Annotated in this window: 22 protein-coding genes; 7 read left to right on the forward strand and 15 right to left on the reverse strand. The window is 65.5% G+C overall.

What is annotated here, in order from left to right:
- Positions 1–22: 22 nt before the first annotated feature.
- On the forward strand, positions 23–1,138 hold the full coding sequence (gene dnaN / locus ACE3SL_RS01700; RefSeq protein WP_374524031.1) for a DNA polymerase III subunit beta: 1,116 nt from the start codon (positions 23–25) through the stop codon (positions 1,136–1,138).
- A 36-nt stretch (positions 1,139–1,174) separates the two neighbouring features.
- On the opposite strand, the gene ACE3SL_RS01705 is transcribed toward dnaN, so the two are convergent.
- A complete protein-coding gene (locus ACE3SL_RS01705; RefSeq protein WP_374524032.1) occupies positions 1,175–1,834 on the reverse strand; it encodes a GGDEF domain-containing protein in 660 nt (219 codons plus the stop codon).
- Positions 1,835–2,071: 237 nt separating this feature from the next.
- Positions 2,072–3,412, reverse strand: a complete 1,341-nt coding sequence (locus tag ACE3SL_RS01710; protein ID WP_374524033.1) for a sorbosone dehydrogenase family protein — start codon at positions 3,410–3,412, stop codon at positions 2,072–2,074.
- Between the two features lie 171 nt (positions 3,413–3,583).
- Here ACE3SL_RS01710 and ACE3SL_RS01715 point away from each other — a divergent pair, with 171 nt between their 5' ends.
- A complete protein-coding gene (locus ACE3SL_RS01715; protein ID WP_374524093.1) occupies positions 3,584–3,799 on the forward strand; it encodes a hypothetical protein in 216 nt (71 codons plus the stop codon).
- 4 nt (positions 3,800–3,803) lie between these two features.
- Here ACE3SL_RS01715 and argC read toward each other — a convergent pair whose 3' ends face one another.
- The 3 genes from argC to ACE3SL_RS01730 form a co-directional block, all read right to left on the reverse strand.
- Positions 3,804–4,724: an N-acetyl-gamma-glutamyl-phosphate reductase gene (gene argC, locus ACE3SL_RS01720; protein WP_374524034.1), complete on the reverse strand. Its 921-nt coding sequence runs from the start codon at positions 4,722–4,724 to the stop codon at positions 3,804–3,806.
- Positions 4,725–4,730: 6 nt separating this feature from the next.
- Entirely contained in the window at positions 4,731–5,675 is a 945-nt protein-coding gene (locus tag ACE3SL_RS01725) for a C40 family peptidase (protein WP_374524035.1), read from the reverse strand.
- A 77-nt stretch (positions 5,676–5,752) separates the two neighbouring features.
- Positions 5,753–7,165: a M17 family metallopeptidase gene (locus tag ACE3SL_RS01730; RefSeq protein ID WP_374524036.1), complete on the reverse strand. Its 1,413-nt coding sequence runs from the start codon at positions 7,163–7,165 to the stop codon at positions 5,753–5,755.
- 54 nt (positions 7,166–7,219) lie between these two features.
- On the opposite strand from ACE3SL_RS01730, the gene ACE3SL_RS01735 reads away from it, so the two are divergent.
- Positions 7,220–8,053 carry a PdaC/SigV domain-containing protein gene (locus ACE3SL_RS01735; protein ID WP_374524037.1) on the forward strand — a complete coding sequence of 278 codons (834 nt, stop codon included), beginning with the start codon at positions 7,220–7,222 and terminating at the stop codon, positions 8,051–8,053.
- A 74-nt stretch (positions 8,054–8,127) separates the two neighbouring features.
- A complete protein-coding gene (locus ACE3SL_RS01740; RefSeq protein WP_374524038.1) occupies positions 8,128–8,310 on the forward strand; it encodes a DUF3008 family protein in 183 nt (60 codons plus the stop codon).
- Between the two features lie 142 nt (positions 8,311–8,452).
- Here the strand turns inward: ACE3SL_RS01740 and ACE3SL_RS01745 are convergent, their stop codons facing one another.
- Complete coding sequence (locus ACE3SL_RS01745; protein WP_374524039.1) at positions 8,453–9,985, reverse strand: flavin-containing monooxygenase; 1,533 nt, start codon at positions 9,983–9,985, stop codon at positions 8,453–8,455.
- Between the two features lie 194 nt (positions 9,986–10,179).
- Between ACE3SL_RS01745 and ACE3SL_RS01750 the strand changes: the two genes are divergently transcribed.
- Together ACE3SL_RS01750 and ACE3SL_RS01755 are read left to right on the forward strand one after the other, a co-directional pair.
- A complete protein-coding gene (locus ACE3SL_RS01750; RefSeq protein WP_374524040.1) occupies positions 10,180–11,304 on the forward strand; it encodes a DUF47 family protein in 1,125 nt (374 codons plus the stop codon).
- Positions 11,305–11,319: 15 nt separating this feature from the next.
- Complete coding sequence (locus ACE3SL_RS01755; RefSeq protein WP_374524041.1) at positions 11,320–12,333, forward strand: anion permease; 1,014 nt, start codon at positions 11,320–11,322, stop codon at positions 12,331–12,333.
- On the opposite strand, the gene ACE3SL_RS01760 is transcribed toward ACE3SL_RS01755, so the two are convergent.
- The 4 genes from ACE3SL_RS01760 to ACE3SL_RS01775 all read right to left on the reverse strand — a co-directional run bounded on the left by ACE3SL_RS01760 (position 12,309) and on the right by ACE3SL_RS01775 (position 16,526).
- On the reverse strand, positions 12,309–12,746 hold the full coding sequence (locus ACE3SL_RS01760; RefSeq protein WP_374524042.1) for a hypothetical protein: 438 nt from the start codon (positions 12,744–12,746) through the stop codon (positions 12,309–12,311). The genes ACE3SL_RS01755 and ACE3SL_RS01760 overlap by 25 nt on opposite strands.
- A gap of 68 nt (positions 12,747–12,814) precedes the next feature.
- Positions 12,815–14,296, reverse strand: a complete 1,482-nt coding sequence (locus tag ACE3SL_RS01765; RefSeq protein WP_374524043.1) for a DUF4403 family protein — start codon at positions 14,294–14,296, stop codon at positions 12,815–12,817.
- Positions 14,297–14,365: 69 nt separating this feature from the next.
- Complete coding sequence (rimO, locus tag ACE3SL_RS01770; protein WP_374524044.1) at positions 14,366–15,736, reverse strand: 30S ribosomal protein S12 methylthiotransferase RimO; 1,371 nt, start codon at positions 15,734–15,736, stop codon at positions 14,366–14,368.
- Positions 15,737–15,824: 88 nt separating this feature from the next.
- On the reverse strand, positions 15,825–16,526 hold the full coding sequence (locus ACE3SL_RS01775; RefSeq protein WP_374524045.1) for an esterase/lipase family protein: 702 nt from the start codon (positions 16,524–16,526) through the stop codon (positions 15,825–15,827).
- A gap of 87 nt (positions 16,527–16,613) precedes the next feature.
- Here ACE3SL_RS01775 and ACE3SL_RS01780 point away from each other — a divergent pair, with 87 nt between their 5' ends.
- Positions 16,614–16,940 carry a DUF423 domain-containing protein gene (locus ACE3SL_RS01780; protein ID WP_374524094.1) on the forward strand — a complete coding sequence of 109 codons (327 nt, stop codon included), beginning with the start codon at positions 16,614–16,616 and terminating at the stop codon, positions 16,938–16,940.
- Here the strand turns inward: ACE3SL_RS01780 and ACE3SL_RS01785 are convergent.
- The 5 genes from ACE3SL_RS01785 to ACE3SL_RS01805 all read right to left on the reverse strand — a co-directional run bounded on the left by ACE3SL_RS01785 (position 16,897) and on the right by ACE3SL_RS01805 (position 21,081).
- Complete coding sequence (locus ACE3SL_RS01785; protein ID WP_374524046.1) at positions 16,897–17,994, reverse strand: TrkA family potassium uptake protein; 1,098 nt, start codon at positions 17,992–17,994, stop codon at positions 16,897–16,899. The genes ACE3SL_RS01780 and ACE3SL_RS01785 overlap by 44 nt on opposite strands.
- Before the next feature lie 33 nt (positions 17,995–18,027).
- Entirely contained in the window at positions 18,028–18,804 is a 777-nt protein-coding gene (surE, locus tag ACE3SL_RS01790) for a 5'/3'-nucleotidase SurE (protein ID WP_374524047.1), read from the reverse strand.
- Positions 18,805–18,920: 116 nt separating this feature from the next.
- Complete coding sequence (gene serS / locus ACE3SL_RS01795) at positions 18,921–20,195, reverse strand: serine--tRNA ligase (protein WP_374524048.1); 1,275 nt, start codon at positions 20,193–20,195, stop codon at positions 18,921–18,923.
- Between the two features lie 83 nt (positions 20,196–20,278).
- Complete coding sequence (locus tag ACE3SL_RS01800) at positions 20,279–20,743, reverse strand: SRPBCC domain-containing protein (protein ID WP_374524049.1); 465 nt, start codon at positions 20,741–20,743, stop codon at positions 20,279–20,281.
- Positions 20,740–21,081: an ArsR/SmtB family transcription factor gene (locus ACE3SL_RS01805; protein ID WP_374524050.1), complete on the reverse strand. Its 342-nt coding sequence runs from the start codon at positions 21,079–21,081 to the stop codon at positions 20,740–20,742. Before ACE3SL_RS01805 ends, ACE3SL_RS01800 begins: the two co-directional genes overlap by 4 nt.
- Positions 21,082–21,136 lie beyond the last annotated feature (55 nt).

Consider the following 21,136-nt stretch of genomic DNA (forward strand, 5'->3'; position numbering starts at 1 on the left):
GCTACAGGGATGATGTGATAATATGAAAGCGACGATCGAACGTGCGGTGCTGCTCAAGAGCCTCGGCCACGTCCAGTCCGTGGTCGAACGGCGCAACACCATTCCCATTCTGTCGAACGTCCTGATCGAAGCCGACGCCAGCGGTCAGCTCAAATTGATGGCGACCGATCTCGATCTGCAGGTCGTCGAAACGATCGCGGCAAAAGTCGAAACCCCCGGCACGACGACCGTCTCGGCGCACACTTTGTTCGAAATTGCGCGCAAGCTGCCCGAGGGTTCCGAAGTCAGCCTCGCCGCCGCCGAGGGCAAGATGCAGGTCAAGGCCGGCCGCTCGAACTTCAACCTGCCGACGCTGCCGCGCGACGATTTTCCGGTGATTGCCGAAGGGGACCTGCCGACTAGCTTCGAGTTGCCGGTCGCCGAACTGATCCAGATCATCGACAAGACGCGCTTCGCCATCTCGACCGAGGAAACGCGCTATTATCTGAACGGCATCTTCTTCCACGTCGCAGAGGATGCGACGGGGCCGGTGCTGAAGGCCGCCGCGACCGATGGCCACCGCCTCGCGCGCTACACGGTGACGCGCCCCGACGGCGCCACCGGCATGCCCGACGTGATCGTGCCGCGTAAATGCGTCGGCGAAATCCGCAAGCTGCTCGACGAGGCCGAGGGCAATGTCGAGATCAGCCTGTCGGCTTCGAAGATTCGCTTCCAGCTCGGCAACGCCGTACTGACCTCGAAGCTGATTGACGGCACCTTCCCCGACTACAGCCGCGTCATTCCGACCGCGAACGACAAGCTCTTGAAGGTCGATCCCAAGAGCCTGTTCCAGGGCGTCGATCGCGTATCGACGATCGCCAGCGAAAAGACCCGCGCGGTCAAGGTCGGTCTCGACAAGGACCGCATCACGCTCAGCGTCACGAGCCCCGAAAACGGCACCGCCGCCGAGGAGCTCGCCGCCGGCTATGACAGCGAGGCGATGGAGATCGGCTTCAACGCCCGCTATCTCAGCGACATCCTCGGCCAGGTCGATGGCGACAATGTCGAACTGCACCTCGCCGACGCCAACGCCCCGACGCTGATCCGCGAAAGCGAGAAGAGCCCGGCGCTCTATGTGCTGATGCCGATGCGCGTATAACGAGCCCTCAGATAGCGATGCGGAGAGGGGGCGGACTCAGGCCGAGCTCCGCGCCTCTGCAAAGACGACCTGATTGCGGCCTTTGTGCTTGGCCTGATACATGGCATTATCGGCCCGTTCGATGAGATCCCGGAGGCCGGCCGCCTCCCTTCGCGATGCGCCGATGCTGATCGTCGGCGTTACCAATTCTCCCGCGCGGGTGCGGATCGAAAGATCGGCGATGGCCGATCGAACGCGCTCGGCAATGGATTCCGCCGTTTTACGCGACGCCTTGGGGAGAAATATGCCGAATTCCTCGCCGCCGAGCCGCGCGCAAATATCTTCTTCCCGCACGCATTGACGGATCGCTTCGCCGACTTTCTCAAGCACCTTGTCGCCAATGACGTGACCGTGCCGGTCGTTGATCTGCTTGAAATGATCGAGGTCCCCGACGATCAGCCAGCCGCGCTCCGCATGGAGATTGATGGTCGCCAGGAACGACTCGCGGTTCGACAGACCAGTCATCTGATCGATGCTGGCCCGCTGCTCCAACTCCAGATAGGCCTCGCTGAGCTGCGCGTGCAATTCCGCGATCCGGCGCCCCTGAAGGTTGAGGAAGATGCAGACCGGGGTCGAGATCACGGCCGCGCAGAGCGCGCCCGCCTTGAACCATTGCGGCGTGACCTCCATGTCGGGGAAAGTTCTGACAATGTCCATGAAGAGCAAGGTTGCGCCAATCGAAAATGCAACTCCGCCTATCACCTTGATCCAGCTTGGGAATGACCTGTCCACGGTGGCGACGTCCTGACAATGCGGGCACGATTCTTTAGAGAAAAAAGTAAATCTCTGCTTAAGTCGTCCGTGCCATATCCGGAGGTGGCGCAAAACCGGCCGCTGTTACGCGCGAGGCAAGCGCCATGGACGGGGACGGCTGGGAATTTGGTGAAGGGATTATCAACCCGCCTTCGCGACCCGCCAGATCGTGTTGCCGGTATCGTCGGCAACCAGCGCGCTGCCATCCTTCGCGACCTTGACGTCGGCCGGTCGGCCGCGCGTCGTCTTGCCGTCCTTGGCCAGGAACCGGTCGAGGAAGGGGACGGGCAGCGCATCGACCGGCTTGCCGTTCGCGCCGAATTTCACGAACACCACGTCATAGCCCGACACCGGCTCGCGGTTCCACGACCCGTGCAGCGCGACCAGCGCGCCGTTCGCCCAGCGCTCGCCAAGGTTCAGTCTGTCGGTGAAGGTGAAGCCGAGCGGCGCGACGTGTGAGCCCAGCGCATAGTCGGGGCGCTTCACATATTGGCGGCGATCCTCGTCCTCCGGCGGAACGCGCGGGTCGATGTAGCCGCCCCAATAATACCAGGGCCAGCCATAGAAATCGCCCTCGTCGATGTCGGTCATATAATCGGGAACCAGATCGCTGCCGAGCATGTCGCGCTCGTTGACCACCGCCCAGAGCTGGTTGCTGCCGGGATAGAAGGCGAGGCCGACAGGGTTGCGGATACCCGCGGCGAAGGTTCGCATATATTTATTCTCGGGCCGCACCTCGAGGATGCTCGCGCGGCGCGTCTCGTTGCCGAGGCCCTTTTCGCCGATGTTCGAATCGGCGCCAACCCCGACATAGAGCCAGCCCTTCGGCGATACCGTCAGGCTCTTGGTCCAGTGGCGGTTGGTGCCCTTCGCGGGCAGGTCGACGAGCTTCGCGGGCTTGCCGCTCATTTTCGTCTCGCCCTCGACATAGGGGAAGGCGAGGATCGCGTCGGTGTTCGCGACGTAGAGCGTCTTGCCGACCAGCGCCATGCCATAGGGCGAGTTGAGGCCGGTGATATAGGCGGCCTTGACCTCGGCCTTGCCGTCACCGTCGGCGTCGCGGAGCAGAGTGATGCGGTTCGCCGACTTGCCACCCGCACCCGCCTTGCTCATCAGGCTGCCCATCACCTTGTTCTCGATCCCCGAGCTGTCGCGCGGCGGGCTCTGCGCCTCGGCCACGAGCACGTCGCCGTTCGGCAGCACGAGCATCGAGCGCGGGTGATCGAGGCCTTCGGCGAAGCGCCCGACACTCAGCCCCTGCGCCGCCCGCGGCGCTTCACCGGCGGGCCATCTGGTCGCCTCGGGCACGTTCATCGTCGGAATGCTCTCGGCGCGCTGCGTCGCCATCACCGGCACCCGGCCGCTGAGCTCGGCGGTCGAGAAGCGCGCGACGTCGGGCCGCGACAGCACATAATAGGCGATGCCCGCCGCGATGATCAGAAGGACGAGGGCGATGCCCGCATATTTGAGGATTTTGCGCATGGCCGCAGTCTTACACGGCGAGACGGCGAGGGCAAAGAGGCGTTTCCGGAGCACCGATGGTTAATCGCGTACGGTTCGATATTAACCTTACCCACTCGTTCATCACGGTTGGGAACGGGGCGGTTAGGCGGGCGCGTTAGGACGGCGCCGATGCAACGGGCCGGGGACAGCATGCAACTGCCAGCACCTTTTCTTGCCGACCGCGGCGCGGTCGACGATGCGACCATGCTGATCCGCGAGCATGGCGAAGAAGCGGGCTTCGCGGCCGCGGCGCGGGCCGAGCAATATCGCGTGCTCGGCAACCACCTCCATTTCGCGCGCTGGCGCCAGATCGAACGGCTGATCACCTATCTGTCGATCGACACCGCGCTCGACACGGTGCACTGAGAATCTAAAGCCGCAGGCCCGCCGTCTCGGGCAATCCCGCCATGATGTTGAGATTCTGGACGCAGGCGCCGCTGGCGCCCTTGCCGAGATTGTCGAGCCGCGCGACGAGGCGGAGCTGACTGGCGCTCGGGTCGGCATAGAGCATCAGCTCCATCCGGTCGGTCGCCGCGTCGTCCTTGCGGAGCAGCAATTCGCTTTCATCTCCTGCACGGCGCACGCCGACCAGCGGGGAGCCCTCGAATTGGGCGGAGAGGGCATCGAACGCCGCATCGGCGACCGCCCGGTCGAACGCCAGCGGCACCTCGACCAGCATCCCGCGATAGACAGGGACCACCGCTGGCGCGAATAGCGGCGGGTGCGACAGGCCAGCATGCTGCTGCATCTCGGGCACATGCTTGTGTGCGAGATTGAGACCGTAGCTGCGAAAGCCGATGTCCGGTTCTGCCTCGAACCGGGCGATCAGCTCCTTGCCGCCGCCCGAATAGCCCGAGACGGCATTGACGCTGAGCCGCGCATTGCGCGCGACGAGGCCCGCCGCGACGAGCGGTGCAACCAGCGCGAGGAATCCCGTCGGGTAGCAACCGGGATTACTCACCCGTTTCGATCCCGCAATCCTCTCGCGCTGGAGGGCGCCGAGTTCGGGAAAGCCATAGGCCCAGGCGGCATCGACCCGGTGCGCGGTCGAGGCGTCGATCACCCGTGTCCGGTCGTTGCGGATCATACCGACCGCTTCGACCGCCGCTCCGTCGGGAAGGCAGAGGATGACGAAATCGGCTTCGTTCAACGCTTCGTGCCGCGCGGCGGCGTCCTTGCGGCGCGCCTCGTCCAGCGTGATCAGTGAGAACTCGGCGCGCCCGGCCAGCCGCCCGGCGATTTCGAGGCCCGTCGTCCCCGCCGCGCCGTCGATGAAAACCGTCTGTGTCATAAGGATTTACCGCAATCTTTTCATGCCGCTCACCGGCGGCGCATGTCCTTCTTCCGCAAAGCGCGCGACGACGTCGGCGAGCGGCTCGACCTTGACCTCCATCCATCGTCGGCTGGCATGGACGAGGTTCCGGCCGTCGGCCATGATCCCGACATGGCCGGGGAAGAAGACGAGGTCGCCGCGCGCGAGATCGGCGGCGGCGACGTCCTTGTCGGCGCCGAGCGCAGCGAGCTGCAGGTCGCTGTCGCGCGGCAGCTGGATGCCCGCCGACGACCAGGCAAGCTGGACGAGGCCCGAGCAGTCGATGCCCTTCGCGGTGCGGCCGCCCCAGAGGTAGGGCGTGCCGACCATCGCTTCGGCGACGGCCGCCGGATCGTCATGCTCGTGGCCGACCTCGACGAGTGCGGCGAGCGGGAGATAGCCGTGCGAGGTCTTCAGCCACTCGCCCTCGGCATCGCCCATCACCAGCGCGCCGCGCGGCAGCACGGCGGGGCCGCCGCTCGCGGCGTCGGGCGCCGAATGGAGCATTGCCTCGATCATGTCGACGCGGTGCGTCGGCGCAATCGGTGCGCCGAGCGCTTCGGCGGCGAGATAGCCGACATAATGGTCGGCGAGGCTATAGCCCCACGCCCAGCCGCCCGTGAGGTCGAGCAGCGCGAAGCCCTCGCCGAACAGCAGCTCGCTTGTCTGCTCGGCGTCGAGCGACGGCGCAGCGCGCATCGCGGCGGCAGGGAGCACCCCGCTCATCATCATCGGCGCGGCATAATGCGGCGCAAAATGGACGCCGGCGACCGCGATATCGGCGAGGTCGGGGCGGATCGCGACGACGCGCGGATCATAGGCGTGCGAGGTGCCTGCCAGCCCGAAGCGGTCGCGGCCCTGTCCGGCGACGCCGGGGCGCCCCATTCGCACGCGGTTTGCCGCTGAAATATCGCCGCTATTCGCTGTCACTGGTCGTCCTGTAATAAAGCCCTTTTCCCGCGCCCGGCGGACAATCGCGGCGCATTAGACCAGCGCCCCCCGCTTTATCAAGGATGTTCGCCTTTCCTGCGCCGGTCATAGCGCGCTTGCAGCATCGCCCACGCCGCGCGCAGCCCGAGCGCCGCGCCGCCCTTCGGACGCCCGTGCTTCGCCGAGGGGCGCCACGCGAAGGTATCGAAATGCGCCCAGGCCGTATCGTCGGGGATGAAGCGCTTCAGGAACAGCGCCGCGGTGATCGACCCCGCGAAGGAGGAGCTTCCGGCATTGCCGAGGTCGGCGATGTCGGTTTCGAGCAGGTCGGCATAGCCGTCCCACAGCGGCATCCGCCACAGCGGATCGTCGCGCTCGGTGCCGCCCCGCAGCAGATCGTCGGCGAGCGCATCGTCGTTGGCGTAGAGCGCGGGCAGGTCCGGCCCCAGCGCGACCCGCGCGGCGCCGGTCAGCGTCGCGAAATCGACGATCAATTCGGGCTTGTCCTCGCCGGCTTTGGCGAGGGCGTCGCCGAGCACGAGGCGTCCCTCGGCATCGGTGTTGCCGATCTCGACCGTCAGGCCCTTGCGGCTCTTCAGCACATCGCCCGGACGGAAGGCGTCCGCCGAGATTGCATTCTCGGCCGCCGCGACGAGGCAATGGAGCCGCACCGGCAGTCCGCTCGCCATCACCAGCTCGGTAAGCGCGAGGACGTGTGCCGCCCCGCCCATATCCTTCTTCATCAGCCGCATGCCTGATGCGGGCTTGATATCGAGTCCGCCGCTGTCGAAGCTGATCCCTTTGCCGACCAGCGCGATGCGCGGATGGCTGTCCTTGCCCCACTCGATCTCGATCAGCCGCGGCGCATGATGCTTCGCCGCGGCGCGGCCGACCGCATGGATCATCGGATAGCCCTGTTCGAGCGCTTCGCCCTTGGTGACGGTCAGCTTGCCGCCGTGCGCCTTGGCGATCGTCTCGGCGGCCTTCTCGATCATCGCAGGGCCCATGTCGGCGGCGGGCGTGTTGACGAGGTCGCGGACGAGCGCGACCGCGCGCATCTCGGCAACGATCGGCGCGATCGCGCCGACATCGCTGGTCAATAGCACGCGCGCGCCTTTGACGGCCGGGTTCGTCTTGTAGGCATCGAAGCGGTATTGCGCGCTCAGCCAGCCGAACAGCGCCTTGCCGGGTTGTCCGCCTTCGACGCGATAGCGGCCTTCGGGCAGGATCTGCGCCAGCTTGGCGAGGCACCAGGCCGAAAGCTCCTCAATCTTCGCGACCGTCGTGACCACCGCCCAGCGTTCGGGATCGTCGCCGGGAAGGATCGCATGGACGAAGGGGTCGGGCTTGAAGCCGACCGCCGCAAGGTGCGCGCGCTCGCGGGCGCTGCGGCCCTTGAGCCAGGCATCATAGCTTTTCTTGTCGACGAGATGGATCGTGCGGGCATCCTGCCCCTTGTCGGGCTGGATCAGGTCGGAATAGTCGGTCATGCGATTGTGCTAGGCCCACCGGGAAACTTTGTCGATTCCCGGCGTTGTTGGGGCATGATGATAGCTTCTCCTCGCCGAACCGCCCTGTTTCTTCTTACAAGCGCCCTGCTGCTCGCGGGCTGTTCCGAACGCGAGCAGACGCCCAGGGAAAAGGCCGTCGCGGCCGCGGTTCCGGGTGCGCCGCCCGGCGGTGTCGAGGACGTCGTCGCAGAACAGGCGACCGCATCCGACGTCAGGGAAACGAACGATCTCATCGAATTCGCCTATGCCTATCCGGTCGATGCCGCGCGCATCCCCGGGCTCGCGAAATGGCTCGACAACGACCGCGTGACCAAGCGCGACGCGCTGATCGCCGAAGCGCGCCGCGACCGGGCGACGGCGGAAAAGGAAGGCTTCCCCTATCACGCGCACAGCCATCTTGAACGCTGGCAGCGCATCACCTCGACCCCGCGCTTCCTCAGCCTGTCGAGCGAGATCGGAACCTATATGGGCGGCGCGCACGGGATGCAGAGTTTCGACACGCTGATCTGGGACCGCAATCACGCGGTCCGGCTCAAGCCGCTCGACCTGTTCACCAGTTCCGAGGCGTTCGATCGCGCGGCAAAGGACGATCTTTGCGCCGGGATCGAGCGCGCGAAGGCGGCGCGCGGCATCACCTGGTCGCGCGAGCCAGGCACGCCCTTCGCCGATTGCCCGATCCCCTCGGCGCAGACGATCTGGCTCGGTTCGTCAGGCGGCCGCTATCTCGACCGCCTGACGATTGCGATCGGTCCCTATGAGATCGGCCCCTATGCCGAGGGCAGCTACAAGATCAACCTGCCGATGTCGGTGGCGTTGGTGAATGCGGTGAAGCGCGAATATCAGCGCGATTTTCTGCCGATCCGTTGATCGTGCCATCCGATGTTGCATCCCGGGCGGAGGTTAAGCGTTGATGGCTGGCGGGGTGGACAAGGAGACATCCCATGCCAGCCAAATCCAAAGCCCAGCAGAAAGCCGCGGGCGCCGCGCTCAGCGCCAAGCGCGGCGAGACGCCCAGGTCGAAACTCAAGGGCGCGTCCAAACAGATGGTCGACAGCATGACCGAAAAGCAGCTCGAGGACTTCGCCCACGGCTCGACCAAGGGCAAGCCCGAGCATGTGGGTTAGGGAAATCTCGCACCAACATCACTTCGTCATTGCGAGCGCCTCGACTGCCTTGCAGGCGCTCAGGATAAACTCCGCGAAGCAATCCAGTGTAGCGTAACCGCTCTGGATTGCTTCGCTGCGCTCGCAATGACGAGTGTAGGCTTTACTCCGCTGCTTCGAGTTCCGCCGGAGCTGGTGCCGCCTTCGCGGCATCGCCCGCCTTGCTGAAAGCCAGCACACCGTCAGCGATTGCGCCGGTCCGCATGTCGATGCGGTCCTGCACATAATTCTGGCTGAGCCGCCACGGCAGCTGGTCGGCATTCCGCGGCATGATGTGCAGCGCGCGCTGGATATAGCCCGACGAGAAGTCGAAGATATTCTCCTCGGTCAGGCTGTCCGGATCGGCGAGCGCCGGGGTCGCGATGTCGGCACCGACCTCTTTCATATGGTTGAGCACGCGGCAGACATATTCCGACACGATGTCGGCGCGCAGCGTCCAGCTGGCGTTGAGATAGCCGAACACGGCCGAGAAATTCGGGACATTCGAGAACATGCACGCCTTGTAATAGAAATGCTCGTTCCACGCGATCGCCTCGCCATCGACGCGCACCGGAATCTTGCCGGCGACCGCCAGCTTCAGGCCGGTGGCGGTGATGATGATATCGGCATCCAGATGCTTGCCCGACTTCAATTGGATGCCGGTCGCGTCGAACCGCTCGATATGATCGGTGACGACCGACGCCTTGTCGGCCTTCATCGCCTCGAAGAAATCGGCGTCGGGTACGAGACAGAGGCGCTGATCCCACGGGTTATAGGGCGGGGTGAAGGCCTCGGCGTCGTAGCGGTCGCCGAGGCTCGCTTTCAGCCTCTTGGTGAGGAATTCCTTGACCTTCTCCGGCTTTTCGCGCGCGCGGCGGAAGGCGAGGTCCTGCAACCGGACATTCTTGAAGCGCGTGATCCTGTACGCGAGCTTTTCGGGCAGGAATTTGCGGAGCGTATTCGCGAAGCCGTCCTTTGCCGGGCGGATGAAATACCAGGTCGGCGTGCGCTGGAGCATCGTGACGTGCGCCGCGCCCTTGCCGTCGCCCTTTTCGGTCATCGAAGGGACGATCGTCACCGCGGTCGCGCCCGATCCGATCACGACGACCTTCTTGCCCGCATAGTCGAGGTCTTTCGGCCAGAATTGCGGATGGATGATCTGTCCCTTGAAATCCTCGCGCCCCGCGAACTGCGCGTCGAAGGGCTCGTCATAGTCGTAATAGCCCGAGCCGAGGTAGAGCCAACGCGCCGTCGTGGTGGTGACCGCGCCCTTGTCGTCCTCCATCGCGACCGTCCAGCGCGCGGCCGCGCTGTCCCAGTCGGCGCCGACGACCTTGGCGTTGAAGCGGATCTTGTCGCGGATGCCGCGTTCGTCGACGATGCGATTCAGATAGTCGAGGATCGCGGGGCCGTCGGCGATCGACTTTTCATGCTTCCACGGTTCGAAGACGAACCCCAGCGTGTGCATGTCACTGTCCGAGCGGATGCCGGGGTAGCGGAACAGGTCCCAGGTGCCGCCCAGATTGCTGCGGCGCTCGGCGAGCGCGAAACTCCGGTCGGGGCAATTCATCTGAAGATGCGCCGCCATGCCGATGCCCGAAAGGCCCGCGCCAACGATCAGTACGTCCTGGTCCACGGGGCTTGCCGTGCCTGCCATGATATCGTCTCCCGTCTGTCTTTGGGGGACAGCTTACGCACCCGGTTGCATTTTGCAATCGAATTGACGTTTACGGAAAGTGCCGCTGCGGCTATGGCCCATTGCGGCTGTCACAATCTTGTCATAGTGGCGTCACCGATTTGCAATTTCAGGCCGCTGCATGGGGCGGGTAGCGGGATCATCAAACCAGTTTCATGCGTCAGATCGCGGTTCTTCCCTATCGATTCGGCGGCCCCGACAAGGACGGCCCGACCGAAATCCTGCTCGTCACCTCGCGCGGTACGGGCCGCTGGGTCGTGCCGAAGGGCAACCCGCTGACCGGGCTCGACCGGCATGCCTCGGCGGCGGTCGAGGCGGAGGAGGAGGCGGGCGTGATCGGCGCGGTCTGCCCGACCTCGATCGGCAGCTATGAATATCGCAAGCGCCGCGCCAATGGTGCGGCAATCATGTATAATGTCGAGGTGTTTCCGCTGGCGGTGACGCGCGAACTCGGCGAATGGAAGGAAATGGACGAGCGCGAACGGCGCTGGTTCACGCTCGATCAGGCGGCGGCGTCGGTCGACGAGCCCGACCTTCAGGCGATGATCCGCTCGTTCGGCGACCGCGGCTTCCGCGCCGCGGCGCAGCGATCGGGCGTCGTCTTCAATGTTGCGGAAAAGACAGGGGTCAATCGCATGTTTGCCTGGTTCCAGCGCCTGCTTCCCAAGCAGGGCAATTTCTTCGAGCTGTTCGAGGCCCATGCCGCGACCCTGACCGCGGGCGCCGAAGCGCTTGCGCGGATGCTGCAGGGCGGCGAGGGCATGGCCGACCATGTGCAGGAGATCATCGAGCGCGAGCATGACGCCGATGCGATCACGCGTGAGGTGTTGCAGACCGTCCGCCGGACCTTCCTGACCCCGTTCGACCGCAGCGCGATCACCGACCTCATCGCGTCGATGGACGATGCGATCGACGAGATGCAGAAGACCGCGGGCGCGGTCGATCTCTACGACGTTACCGAATTCGAGCCCGAAATGCGCGACATTGCGGGGATCATCGTCGATGCGGCGCGGCTGACCGCCGAGGCGCTGCCGCTGCTTCGCAATATTTCGGCGAACGGCACGCGCCTGCACGAACTGACCGAGCGGCTCGTCCGCATGGAGGGCCATGCCGACGACATCCACGCCGCGGGGCTCAAGCGCCTGTTCAAGGAGCATGGCGAGGCGAATCCGACGCGCTTCCTGATCGCGCGCGAACTGTTCCGCCACCTCGAGCGCGTCACCGACAGCTTCGAGGATGTCGCGAACGAAATCGACGGCCTGGTCATCGACCACGCATAAGCGGGGACGTTCCCGATGCACGAACTCGCTTTTCCTCTGCTCGCCGGCCTGATCCTCCTCGCGCTGGCGTTCGATTTCCTGAACGGCTTGCACGACGCGGCGAACAGCATCGCGACGGTGGTCGCGACACGGCTGCTGCGTCCGGTGCAGGCGGTGCTGTTCGCGGCCTTCTTCAACTTCGCCGCCTATTTCCTGTCGCTCGCCTTTCCGGCGCTGCACAAGGTGGCGGAGACGATCGGCGCCGGGCTGATCGACAAGGATCTGGTGACCCCTGCGGTCGTGTTCGGCGCGCTCGTCGGCGCGATGTTCTGGAATGTCGTCACTTGGCTGAAGGGCATTCCTTCCTCGTCGAGCCACGCGCTCGTCGGGGGCATCGTCGGTGCCGGGGTCGCCCATGCCGGGTTCGAGGGCATCCAGTGGACCGGGCTCAACAAGACCGTGATCGCGATCTTTCTCTCGCCGATGCTCGGGATGCTGCTTGCGATGCTCGTCATGCTGATCAGCAGCTGGGCGCTCCGCCGCGCCACCGCGAAATTCGCCGAAAGCACCTTCCGCTATCTCCACCTCTTTTCCTCGGCCGCTTACTCGCTGAGCCACGGCCTCAACGACGCGCAAAAGACGATGGGGGTGATCACCGTCCTCCTCTATTCGACGGGCTATATGTCCGGCGAGTTCCACGTGCCGCACTGGGTCGCGATCTCCTGCTACATCGCGATCGGGCTCGGCACGCTGTCGGGCGGGTGGAAGATCATCGAGACGATGGGTGGGCGCATCACCAAGCTATCGCACCATCAGGGGTTCGCGGCATCGACCGGCGGGTCGATCGTGGTCTTCACCGCCAGCCTGCTCGGCATTCCTGTCTCGACGACGCACACGATCACCGGCGCGATCATCGGCGCGGGTGTCGCCCGCCGCGCGAGCGCGGTGCGGTGGGGCGTCGCGAGTAATGTCGTCGCGGCGTGGTTCATCACCATTCCCGCGAGCGCGGTGGTGGCTGCGATCTTCTATTCGCTTACCCGGCTGTTCTGAGCAGCGTCACCTGCGCACGCTTGCAGCGATGCGACAAGTTCGTCGGTCTCCGCCCGACCGAGGCCCGAGATCTGCAATTCGCCGCCCTGTATCGGCTCGTTGACATGCGGTTCGCTCACGATCTTGCCGTTGACGCGGATCGGGAGCGGTTTGCCGATGCTGGCCGCGGTCAGTGTCGCCAGAGCCTCGCGAAGCGTGGCAGGCAGGGTGATGTTGACGACGGGCAGGCCGTTATAGCCGTCGATCCGTGGCTCCGCCTTCACCGGACCCGCGCCGCACAAGGCGAGATCGCCGATCCAGATGCCGCTTTCGGTTATGGGCGCGCCGGCGTCCGCCGGCTCCTGTGCGGCCAGTGCCGCCGGGCAAACAGCGAGTGCGAGGAAGAATAGAAAAGGCGCGCGTTCTTTCTGCATGGGCGAGAGCTTTCTGTCGTTGCCCCCTAAACATCAGTTTGCTGGGACGAGGGCGGCAGGGCAAGTCCTTACTTTCCCGGACGATAATCGACGCTCGCGCCGCCGGTCATCCGGACCGGCAGATAAAGGCCGTTGCCATAAGCCTTGATCTTGCCCGTCTCGAACCCGTCGATGCGGGTGCGGATGACGAAAGCGCCTTCGCGCCGCTGGCCGACCGCACGCTGGATCTTGCCTTCCAGCTTTTCGAGGTCGTTCGTGAAATTCTGGGTGAGCGCCTCGGCGATCAGCGGCGCGAAACCGGGACTGCGGCCGATGAGGACCAGCAGATCGCCGCCGACCCCGTTCGTATCGCCGTTGACGACGAGATCGGTGAAATGGACCTGCGCCGATCCGGGCTCGTTCGCCGGCACCGCGGTCATCCAGATCGTCCCGCGCGTCGGTTCGCCGGTGCGGGCTTCCAGCCGCGCCTCGACGTCGGCGCCGACGGCAATGCGTCCGTCCGGCGCGCCATAGACGGTCGATGGGCCGAATCTGACCATCATCGGCCCCAGTTTCGGCAGCACGAACGGCCGCGTCGCGCGTTTCGCGAGCGCGCGGTCGATCACCGGCTGGAGCTGCGCATAATCGGCGATCACCGGCACGCGAATGTCGAGGTGCGGTCGCGGCGTTTCGCGCACCAGTTTCGGCAGCGGCGTCGGCTTCGGATCGTCGGGGCGGCCCGAGACGAAGGTCTCGGTCACGCCCTCGATGCCGAGGTTGAGGTTCAATGTCTGTCCGTTCAGCCGGTAGCCGCCGTACAAAATGCGTTTCGGTGTCACGCGCATCCAGACCGGCGGATTTTCGCGGTTGAGTTCGAGCGAGGTGAAGCTCTGCCGCCAGATGTCGGCCGCCTGCGCGCGGATATTGATCTTGCCGATCTCGCGGTTCACCTCGCGCTCGACGCCCGCGATGACGGGCTTCAGCTTCGCGTCGGCCTCGTCGGTGAAGGTGATCCGCTTGCCGAGGAAGTCGATCCCCGGCGCCTTGGTCCAGCCATAACCGATCCGCGCCTTGCCCTGCATCCGCCAGTCGGCGGTCAGGTCGATCCGGATGCGCGCATGCGCGAGCGCCGATCCGGTCGCGGTCTCGCCCTTCAGCACCCCGCCGACATCGCGCGCGGCGATGGCCGCATGGAGCGGCACGTCGACGACGATCTCATTGCCCTCGCCGCGCAGGCGCAGCGCCCCGCGCGTGACCTGCCCGACGATGGTGCAGGGAATGGCGGGCGTGACCTTCAGCTTCTTGCCGAACAGCTTGACGCGCTGCGGCGGCACGCATGCCTTCTCGCGCCGGTCGATCGTCCATAGCGTCTTCGGCACCGCGCGTTCGAGTTCGGCACGGAGCGGCGCGATGTTCGCGTCGATCGGCACCGCGATCAGCGAGGTTTGCGAGGGCGTCGGCGCCTTGTCGGTCGCGTGCGGGGGAGCCTCGGCGCCCCCCTTTGCGGGATTGCATCCGGACAGAAGCCCCGTCAGGACTATCGCTGCAGCCAACCCCGTGATCGCGCGCATGGCCTTGCCCCCGATTGATGATTCTTACCTACCATCAATCGATTAAGATCGTTCCATAAATTCACAAGATCAGGGTTCAACCACCCCGAACAGGTCGTGCTCGTCGGCGTCCTCGACGGTGACATCGACGATATCGCCGGGTTTCAGCGTCGCGGCGACGTCGCGCAGATAGACATGGCCGTCGATTTCGGGCGCATCGGCCTGACTGCGGCCGGTGGCGCCGATGCTGCCGTCCTCGTCCGCCTCGCCGACCTCGTCGATGATCACCGGGAGGACGCGGCCGATCTTCGCCTCCAGCTTCGCGGCGCTGATCGCGGCGGTCTTCGCCATGATGCGCTGATAGCGTTCTTCCTTGACCGCCTCGGGCACGGGATCGGGCAGGGCGTTCGCCTGCGCGCCCGCGACCGGCTCGAAACGAAAGGCGCCGACGCGGTCGAGCTGCGCTTCGTCGAGCCAATCGAGGAGATATTGGAAATCCTCCTCGGTTTCTCCGGGGAAGCCGACGACGAAGCTCGACCGGATCGCGATATCGGGGGCGATGGCGCGCCAGCTCTTCAATCGTTCGAGCACCTTCGCTTCGTTCGCGGGGCGCTTCATCCGCTTGAGCACGCTCGGGCTCGCATGCTGGAAGGGGATATCGAGATAAGGCGTCAGCAGGCCCTCGGCCATCAGCGGGATCACCGCGTCGACGTGTGGATAGGGATAGACGTAATGGAGGCGCACCCACGGTGCGCGGCCCTCGCTCGTGCGAAGCTGGCCGAGTTCGCGCGCGAGGTCGGTCATATGCGCGCGGACCTCGCGGTCCTTCCACGCGCGCGGGTCGTGCCGGATATCGACACCATAGGCCGAGGTGTCCTGGCTAATGACGAGCAGTTCCTTCGTCCCTGCGGCGACGAGCTTCTCGGCCTCGCGCAGCACCGCGTCGATGCGCCGGCTGACGAGCTTTCCGCGCAGATCGGGGATGATGCAGAAGGCGCAGCTATGGTTGCAGCCTTCGCTGATCTTCAGATAGCTGTAATGGCGCGGCGTGAGCTTCAGCCCGCCCTCGGGAACGAGATCGACGAACGGCCCCTGCGTCGGCGGCGCGGCGTCGTGGACGGCATCGACGACCTGTTCATATTGATGTGCCCCGGTGACCGCGAGTACCTTGGGAAAGCGCGCGCGGATGACATCGGCCTCGCTCCCCATGCAGCCGGTGACGATGACGCGGCCGTTCTCGGCCATTGCTTCGCCGATCGCCTCGAGGCTTTCCTCCTTCGCCGAATCGAGGAAGCCGCAGGTGTTGACGAGCACGACGTCGGCGCCGGCATAGTCGGGCGACAGGCCGTAGCCATCGGCGCGCAGCTTGGTGAGAATCCGTTCGCTATCGACGAGCGCCTTCGGGCAGCCGAGCGACACCATGCCGACCTTCGGCTGGGAGGGGAGGGTTTTGACTGTCATGATCGGCGGCGCCCATAGGCGATTTTTGCGGGTTTGTCACCCTTGCGCTTTGGCGTCATTGCGAGGCTCCGCTCCTCGGAATGACGACTCAGCCTTTTCCCGCCAGCGTATCGGCGATGATCCGCCACACGCGCGGATTGATGCCCAGCCCCAGGTGCGTCGCATCGACCTTCAGGTTGCGTGCCTGCGGATTGTAGATGTCGATCGCGATATCGGGGCCGACGATGCCGTCGCGGTCCGAATAGATCACCGTCAGCGGCTGGGTCAGTCCCCTCAGGTTGCGCGCGTGAATCTCGCGCTCATAGGCGTCGAAGTCGCGCCCCGCGAAACGCTCGGCGAGCGCTGTATATTTGGGTCCGCCGATGATCGGGGTGCCCATGGTGACGATCTCGCGGACGAGGTGCGGATATTCGCGCGCCGTCTCGCGCGCGATCACCCCGCCGAGGCTCCAGCCGATCAGGGTGAGCGGCGCGCCGCCGGCCCACTCGGCCGCCTGCGCAGCGAAGCGCTGGACGTCCGCGCCGACGCGGCCATTGTTGCGGCCGAGCCCCCAGTCGCGGACATGATAGCCGAGATGGCGAAGCCACGCCTCGAGCGGGCGCATCGACAGTTCGCTCGCGCCATAGCCGGGGAGCAGCACGACCGGCCGCCCGTCGCCGCGCGGGGCGCCGATCAACTGCCAGCCGCCGAGACCATAGCGCAGCATCTCGAACGGCAGCGCCAGTTCGCCGAGCGTCGCAAGCCGGCTCGGCGGTTTCAGGCCGCGGGGCAGCGGAATGTCGCGGGGCATCGCTTTCTCCCTCCCTCGTGCTTATAGCTTGGCGCGCTTGCGCGGCTTTGCAAGCGGATTGGGCAAGCAGATCGGGGGGACGTGCGGATGATCGGGATGCTGGCGGCGATTTCGGCGGCAATCGCGGTGGCGGCGGGAGCCTTCGGCGCGCATGGCGCGGCGGGACCGCAGCAGGCCGAATGGCTGCGCACCGGCGGCCTCTACCAGCTCGTTCATGCGGTCGCGGCGCTCGCGATCATGGGGAGCGCGCGCGGGCCGGCGATCACCTTGCTGGCGGGAGCCGCGATCTTTGCCGCGACCCTCTATGCGATGGCGCTCGGCGCACCGAAATGGCTCGGCGCGGTGACGCCGATCGGCGGGACCTTGCTGATCATCGGCTGGCTTTGGGCGGGGTGGATTTACTGGCGGGGCTAGGCTTCGCCTCGCAATCCTCGCAATTGATGACTTCCAGGATCGTGTCGCCGGATTCGAGCCGCTGCGCCTCGGGCTCCCAGAAGCCGTAGGGCTTGCCGCTGCGATAGACGCGGAGACCACGGCCGCCGCTGGCGAGCTGGTCGAGGCCGCGCCCGATCTCCTCGGGACTGATCGGCCGCTCGCGAAGCTGAACCCGGCCGCCGGTCCCGGCGAGATCGGCCATATAATCGGCCATATGCTCGCCCTGCGCCGATCCAGCGAGGAGCAGGCCGGTGAAGCTGACCGGGTTGATGACATTGCTCGCCCCCGCCTGCCGCGCGAGCAGTTCATTATCCTGGGTGCGGATGACGACGCTGATCGGTACTTCGGGCGCGAGATGGCGGACGGTCAGCACGATCAGGATCGATGTGTCGTCGCGCCCCGCCGACACCAGCACCGACTGCGCCTCGGCGATCCGCACGTCGAGAAGGGTTTCGTCGCTGGAGGCGTCGCCCTCCATCACGTTGCAGCCCAACGCCTCGGCGGCGTTGACCCGACCGCGCGAGGGGTCGATCACGACGATGCACGCGGGGTCGGTGCCGCGCGCGATCAGTTCCTTGACCGCCTCGCTGCCGCTGACGCCGAAGCCGAGGACGACGATATGGTTGGTGAGTTTTGCCTGAATGCGGGCCATACGCCATTTATCCCATGTGCGCTTGATGACGAAACTATAGGCGGTGCCGAGGAAGATGAAGAGGATGGCGATGCGGATCGGCGTCACGATCACCGCCTCGATCAGCCGCGAGCGGTCGGACACCGGCGCGATGTCGCCGAAGCCCGTCGTCGTGACCGAGATCATCGTGAAATAGACGACGTCGAGGAAGCTGATCTGGTTGTCGTGGCTGTCGTGCAGCCCCGCACGGTCGATCCAGTGGACGAGGATGACGATCGCGATCAGCACGAAGGCGAGGCCGAGCCGCGCGCCGAGGTCGGCCCAGACCGGCCATTTGGCCGCGCGGCGCAGCGTCTGGAAACCCTGTTGCAGTTTCAGCTTCGGATTGGGCCGCCGGCTCATTGCGGTCCTTTTGCCAAAGGCTTGCGACGAAGGCTAGCCCGCAAACTCCGCCGCATAGGCGCCGCGCAGCGTCGCGAGCGAGGCGTCGTGGGTCAGGTCGAGCTGGAGCGGGGTGACCGAGATATGATCGTCGTCGATCGCTTCTAGGTCGCTGTCATGGCCGAGGCTATGTTCGATGCCGTGGAGCCCGAACCAGAAATAGGGATAGCCGCGCGGATCGACGCCCTCGACGATCGAACCGCGGCCATAATCGTGGAAGCCCTGCCGTGTGACGCGGATGCCCTTGACCGCCGCGGCGGGGATCGCGGGGAAATTGACGTTGATCAGCGTGCGCGGCGGCATGTCGAGGGCGATGAGCGGGCGCAGCACCTTCGCGCCCCATTGCTCGGCCGCCTCGAACGGCACGCTGTCGCCCATGCCCTCCTTCGCATAAACCTGGCTGAGCGCGATCGCGCGGATGCCGGCGAGCGCGCCCTCGATCGCCGCTGAGACGGTGCCCGAATAGGTGATGTCGTCGCCGAGGTTGGCGCCGCGATTGACCCCGGACAGGATCAGGTCGGGCTTTTCGGGCATCAGCTTGCCGATCGCCATCATCACCGAATCGGTTGGGGTGCCGCTGCACGACCAGCGCCGCTCGCCGTGCTGGCGGATGCGCACCGGCCGCGAGAGGGTCAGCGAGTGGCCCGCGCCCGATTGCTCCTCGGCCGGCGCGCAGACCCAGATATCGTCCGAAAGCTGGCGCGCGATCGCCTCCAGCACCGCCATGCCGGGCGCGTGATAGCCGTCGTCGTTGGTGAGGAGGATGCGCATCGTTTTCGTCCAAGCCGGTCGTCATTGCGAGGAGCACAGCGACGAAGTAATCTCCAGCGGGAATGTTGCGCTTGGTCGAAGGCTGGAGATTGCTTCGCTGCGCTCGCAATGACGGGTCAGGGCGTCAGCCTAGTAATCCCGCCCATATACGGAACCAGCGCCGCCGGAATATCGACGCTGCCGTCGGCCTGCTGATAATTTTCGAGGATCGCCACCAGCGTGCGGCCCACGGCTAGGCCCGAGCCATTGAGCGTATGAACAAACTCATTGCCCTTGGCTTCTTCGCGCCGGAAGCGCGTGTTCATGCGGCGCGCCTGAAAGTCGCCGCAGTTCGAGCAGCTCGAAATCTCGCGGTAGCTATCCTGTCCCGGCAACCAGACTTCGAGGTCATAGGTCTTGCGTGCAGCAAACCCCATGTCGCCGCTGCACAAGAGCATCTTGCGATACGGAAGCTCCAAAGCTTCCAATATCTTCTCGGCCGCTCTGGTCTTGCGTTCGAGTTCGGCGTCGCTGTCTTCGGGCCGCACGATCGAGACGAGCTCGACCTTCCAGAACTGGTGCTGGCGGATATAGCCGCGCGTGTCGCGTCCTGCCGATCCCGCTTCGGAGCGGAAGCAGGGGGTCAGCGCGGTCATGCGGATCGGCAGCTCGGCCTCGGGCAGGATTTCCTCGCGCACCGCGTTGGTCAGGCTCATTTCGGAGGTCGAGATCAGCCAGCGCCCATCGGTGGTCTGGAACAGATCCTCGCGGAACTTCGGCAGCTGGGTGGTCCCGAACGCCGCTTCGTCACGCACCATCAGCGGCGTCGCGCATTCGACATAGCCCGCCTCGTTCGTCTGCATGTCGAGCATGAACTGGCCGAGCGCGCGTTCGAGCCGCGCCATCTGGCCTTTCAGGAACGCGAAGCGCGCGCCCGACATCTTGGCCGCGGTCTCGAAATCGAGGCCGAGCGCGGGAGCAAAATCGGCATGTTCCTGCGGTTTGAAATCGAAGGTTCGCGGGGTGCCCCAACGCGCGATCTCGACATTGCCGTCCTCGTCCAGGCCGTCGGGCACGTCGGCGGCGGGAAGGTTCGGCAATGCCGCAAGCCTGTCCTGCAGCGCGGCGACCTGCTCGCGCTCGGCCTCTTCCTTGGCGGGGAGTGTGGTCTTGAGCTCCGCCACCTCGGCCTTCAGCGCTTCGGCCTTGTCCTTGTCGCCCTGCGCCATCGCCTGGCCGATCAGCTTCGATGCCTCGTTGCGGCGCGCGAGTGCGGCCTGGATCTCGGTTTGCAGCGCGCGGAGCGACGCATCGGCCGCGAGAATTTGCGCGGACAGGGGTTCGAGGCCGCGGCGCGCGAGGCCGGCGTCGAACGCTGCGGGATTCTCCCGGATTAGGCGGATATCGTGCATGCGCCGCGCTATGGCGGGGCGGGGCGGGCGGTGCAAGCCTTGATCCCGTTTCGTCGCCTCCGCCTTCGCGGGGGCGAGTCTGTTCAGCGCTCCAGCATCTCTGCCAATTGTCCGAGCGTCGTTCCCCAGCCGTCCTGAAAGCCCATCTCGTCATGCCTGCGGCTGTCCTCGGGACTCTTGTGCAGCACGCGCGCCGAATAGAGGGTGCCGCTGTCTTGCGCCTCGAAGGTCAGGATCGCGGTGATCGCGAGCCACGGTTCGACGGGCTGCCAGCCCGCGGTCATCACGGTGGTGAAGACGAGCCTCTTTTCGGGAAGGACTTCGAGGAAGCAGCCATCGACATGTGGTTGAAAATCCCCGCCGCCTTCGCGCATCCGCGTGACGAAGCCGCCGCCGGGCGTGAGGTCGAGCGTGTCCACCCGGCATTCGATCGGCGCGGGAATCCACCATCGCGCAAGCTTGACCGGGTCGCTCCAGGCGTTCCAGACCGCTGACGGCGGCGCCTTGATCAGCCGGGCGATGGTGAGTTCGGTATCGTTGCTCATCATATCCTCTCCTCGGGATTCTGTGATTCGACGAAGGCGGCAAGGCGGTCGGTGCGGCCTTGCCAGACGGCGCGCTGCTGCGAGAGCCATCCCTCGGCCGCGGCGAGTCGTTCCGCGTCGAGGCGGCAGGTACGCACGCGTCCCAGCTTCTCGGAGCGGATCAATCCCGCGCCCTCGAGCACCGCCAGATGCTTGAGAAAGGCGGGAAGGCCGATGTCGAACGGTTCGGCCAAGCGCTTCACAGGCGCATCGCCGCCGAGCAGGCGGCTGACGACCGCGCGCCGCGTCGGATCGGCGAGTGCGTGGAAAATCGAGTCGAGCGCGGGCTGTTGGTTCACCATGTGGTGAACCATATAGAAAGTTCACCGAATGGCAAACTGAAAGGGCGTGGCAGAT

The organism is Sphingopyxis sp. (assembly GCF_041916015.1).
GTDB lineage: Bacteria > Pseudomonadota > Alphaproteobacteria > Sphingomonadales > Sphingomonadaceae > Sphingopyxis.

Bases quoted from the DNA above. Each gene is read 5' to 3' on its own strand.
- dnaN (WP_374524031.1), top strand. From the start codon at position 23: ATGAAAGCGACGATCGAACGTGCGGTGCTGCTCAAGAGCCTCGGCCAC.
- ACE3SL_RS01705 (WP_374524032.1), bottom strand. From the start codon at position 1,834: ATGGACATTGTCAGAACTTTCCCCGACATGGAGGTCACGCCGCAATGG.
- ACE3SL_RS01710 (WP_374524033.1), bottom strand. From the start codon at position 3,412: ATGCGCAAAATCCTCAAATATGCGGGCATCGCCCTCGTCCTTCTGATC.
- ACE3SL_RS01715 (WP_374524093.1), top strand. From the start codon at position 3,584: ATGCAACTGCCAGCACCTTTTCTTGCCGACCGCGGCGCGGTCGACGAT.
- argC (WP_374524034.1), bottom strand. From the start codon at position 4,724: ATGACACAGACGGTTTTCATCGACGGCGCGGCGGGGACGACGGGCCTC.
- ACE3SL_RS01730 (WP_374524036.1), bottom strand. From the start codon at position 7,165: ATGACCGACTATTCCGACCTGATCCAGCCCGACAAGGGGCAGGATGCC.
- ACE3SL_RS01735 (WP_374524037.1), top strand. From the start codon at position 7,220: ATGATGATAGCTTCTCCTCGCCGAACCGCCCTGTTTCTTCTTACAAGC.
- ACE3SL_RS01740 (WP_374524038.1), top strand. From the start codon at position 8,128: ATGCCAGCCAAATCCAAAGCCCAGCAGAAAGCCGCGGGCGCCGCGCTC.
- ACE3SL_RS01745 (WP_374524039.1), bottom strand. From the start codon at position 9,985: ATGGCAGGCACGGCAAGCCCCGTGGACCAGGACGTACTGATCGTTGGC.
- ACE3SL_RS01750 (WP_374524040.1), top strand. From the start codon at position 10,180: ATGCGTCAGATCGCGGTTCTTCCCTATCGATTCGGCGGCCCCGACAAG.
- ACE3SL_RS01755 (WP_374524041.1), top strand. From the start codon at position 11,320: ATGCACGAACTCGCTTTTCCTCTGCTCGCCGGCCTGATCCTCCTCGCG.
- ACE3SL_RS01760 (WP_374524042.1), bottom strand. From the start codon at position 12,746: ATGCAGAAAGAACGCGCGCCTTTTCTATTCTTCCTCGCACTCGCTGTT.
- ACE3SL_RS01765 (WP_374524043.1), bottom strand. From the start codon at position 14,296: ATGCGCGCGATCACGGGGTTGGCTGCAGCGATAGTCCTGACGGGGCTT.
- rimO (WP_374524044.1), bottom strand. From the start codon at position 15,736: ATGACAGTCAAAACCCTCCCCTCCCAGCCGAAGGTCGGCATGGTGTCG.
- ACE3SL_RS01775 (WP_374524045.1), bottom strand. From the start codon at position 16,526: ATGCCCCGCGACATTCCGCTGCCCCGCGGCCTGAAACCGCCGAGCCGG.
- ACE3SL_RS01780 (WP_374524094.1), top strand. From the start codon at position 16,614: ATGATCGGGATGCTGGCGGCGATTTCGGCGGCAATCGCGGTGGCGGCG.
- ACE3SL_RS01785 (WP_374524046.1), bottom strand. From the start codon at position 17,994: ATGAGCCGGCGGCCCAATCCGAAGCTGAAACTGCAACAGGGTTTCCAG.
- surE (WP_374524047.1), bottom strand. From the start codon at position 18,804: ATGCGCATCCTCCTCACCAACGACGACGGCTATCACGCGCCCGGCATG.
- serS (WP_374524048.1), bottom strand. From the start codon at position 20,195: ATGCACGATATCCGCCTAATCCGGGAGAATCCCGCAGCGTTCGACGCC.
- ACE3SL_RS01800 (WP_374524049.1), bottom strand. From the start codon at position 20,743: ATGATGAGCAACGATACCGAACTCACCATCGCCCGGCTGATCAAGGCG.
- ACE3SL_RS01805 (WP_374524050.1), bottom strand. From the start codon at position 21,081: ATGGTGAACCAACAGCCCGCGCTCGACTCGATTTTCCACGCACTCGCC.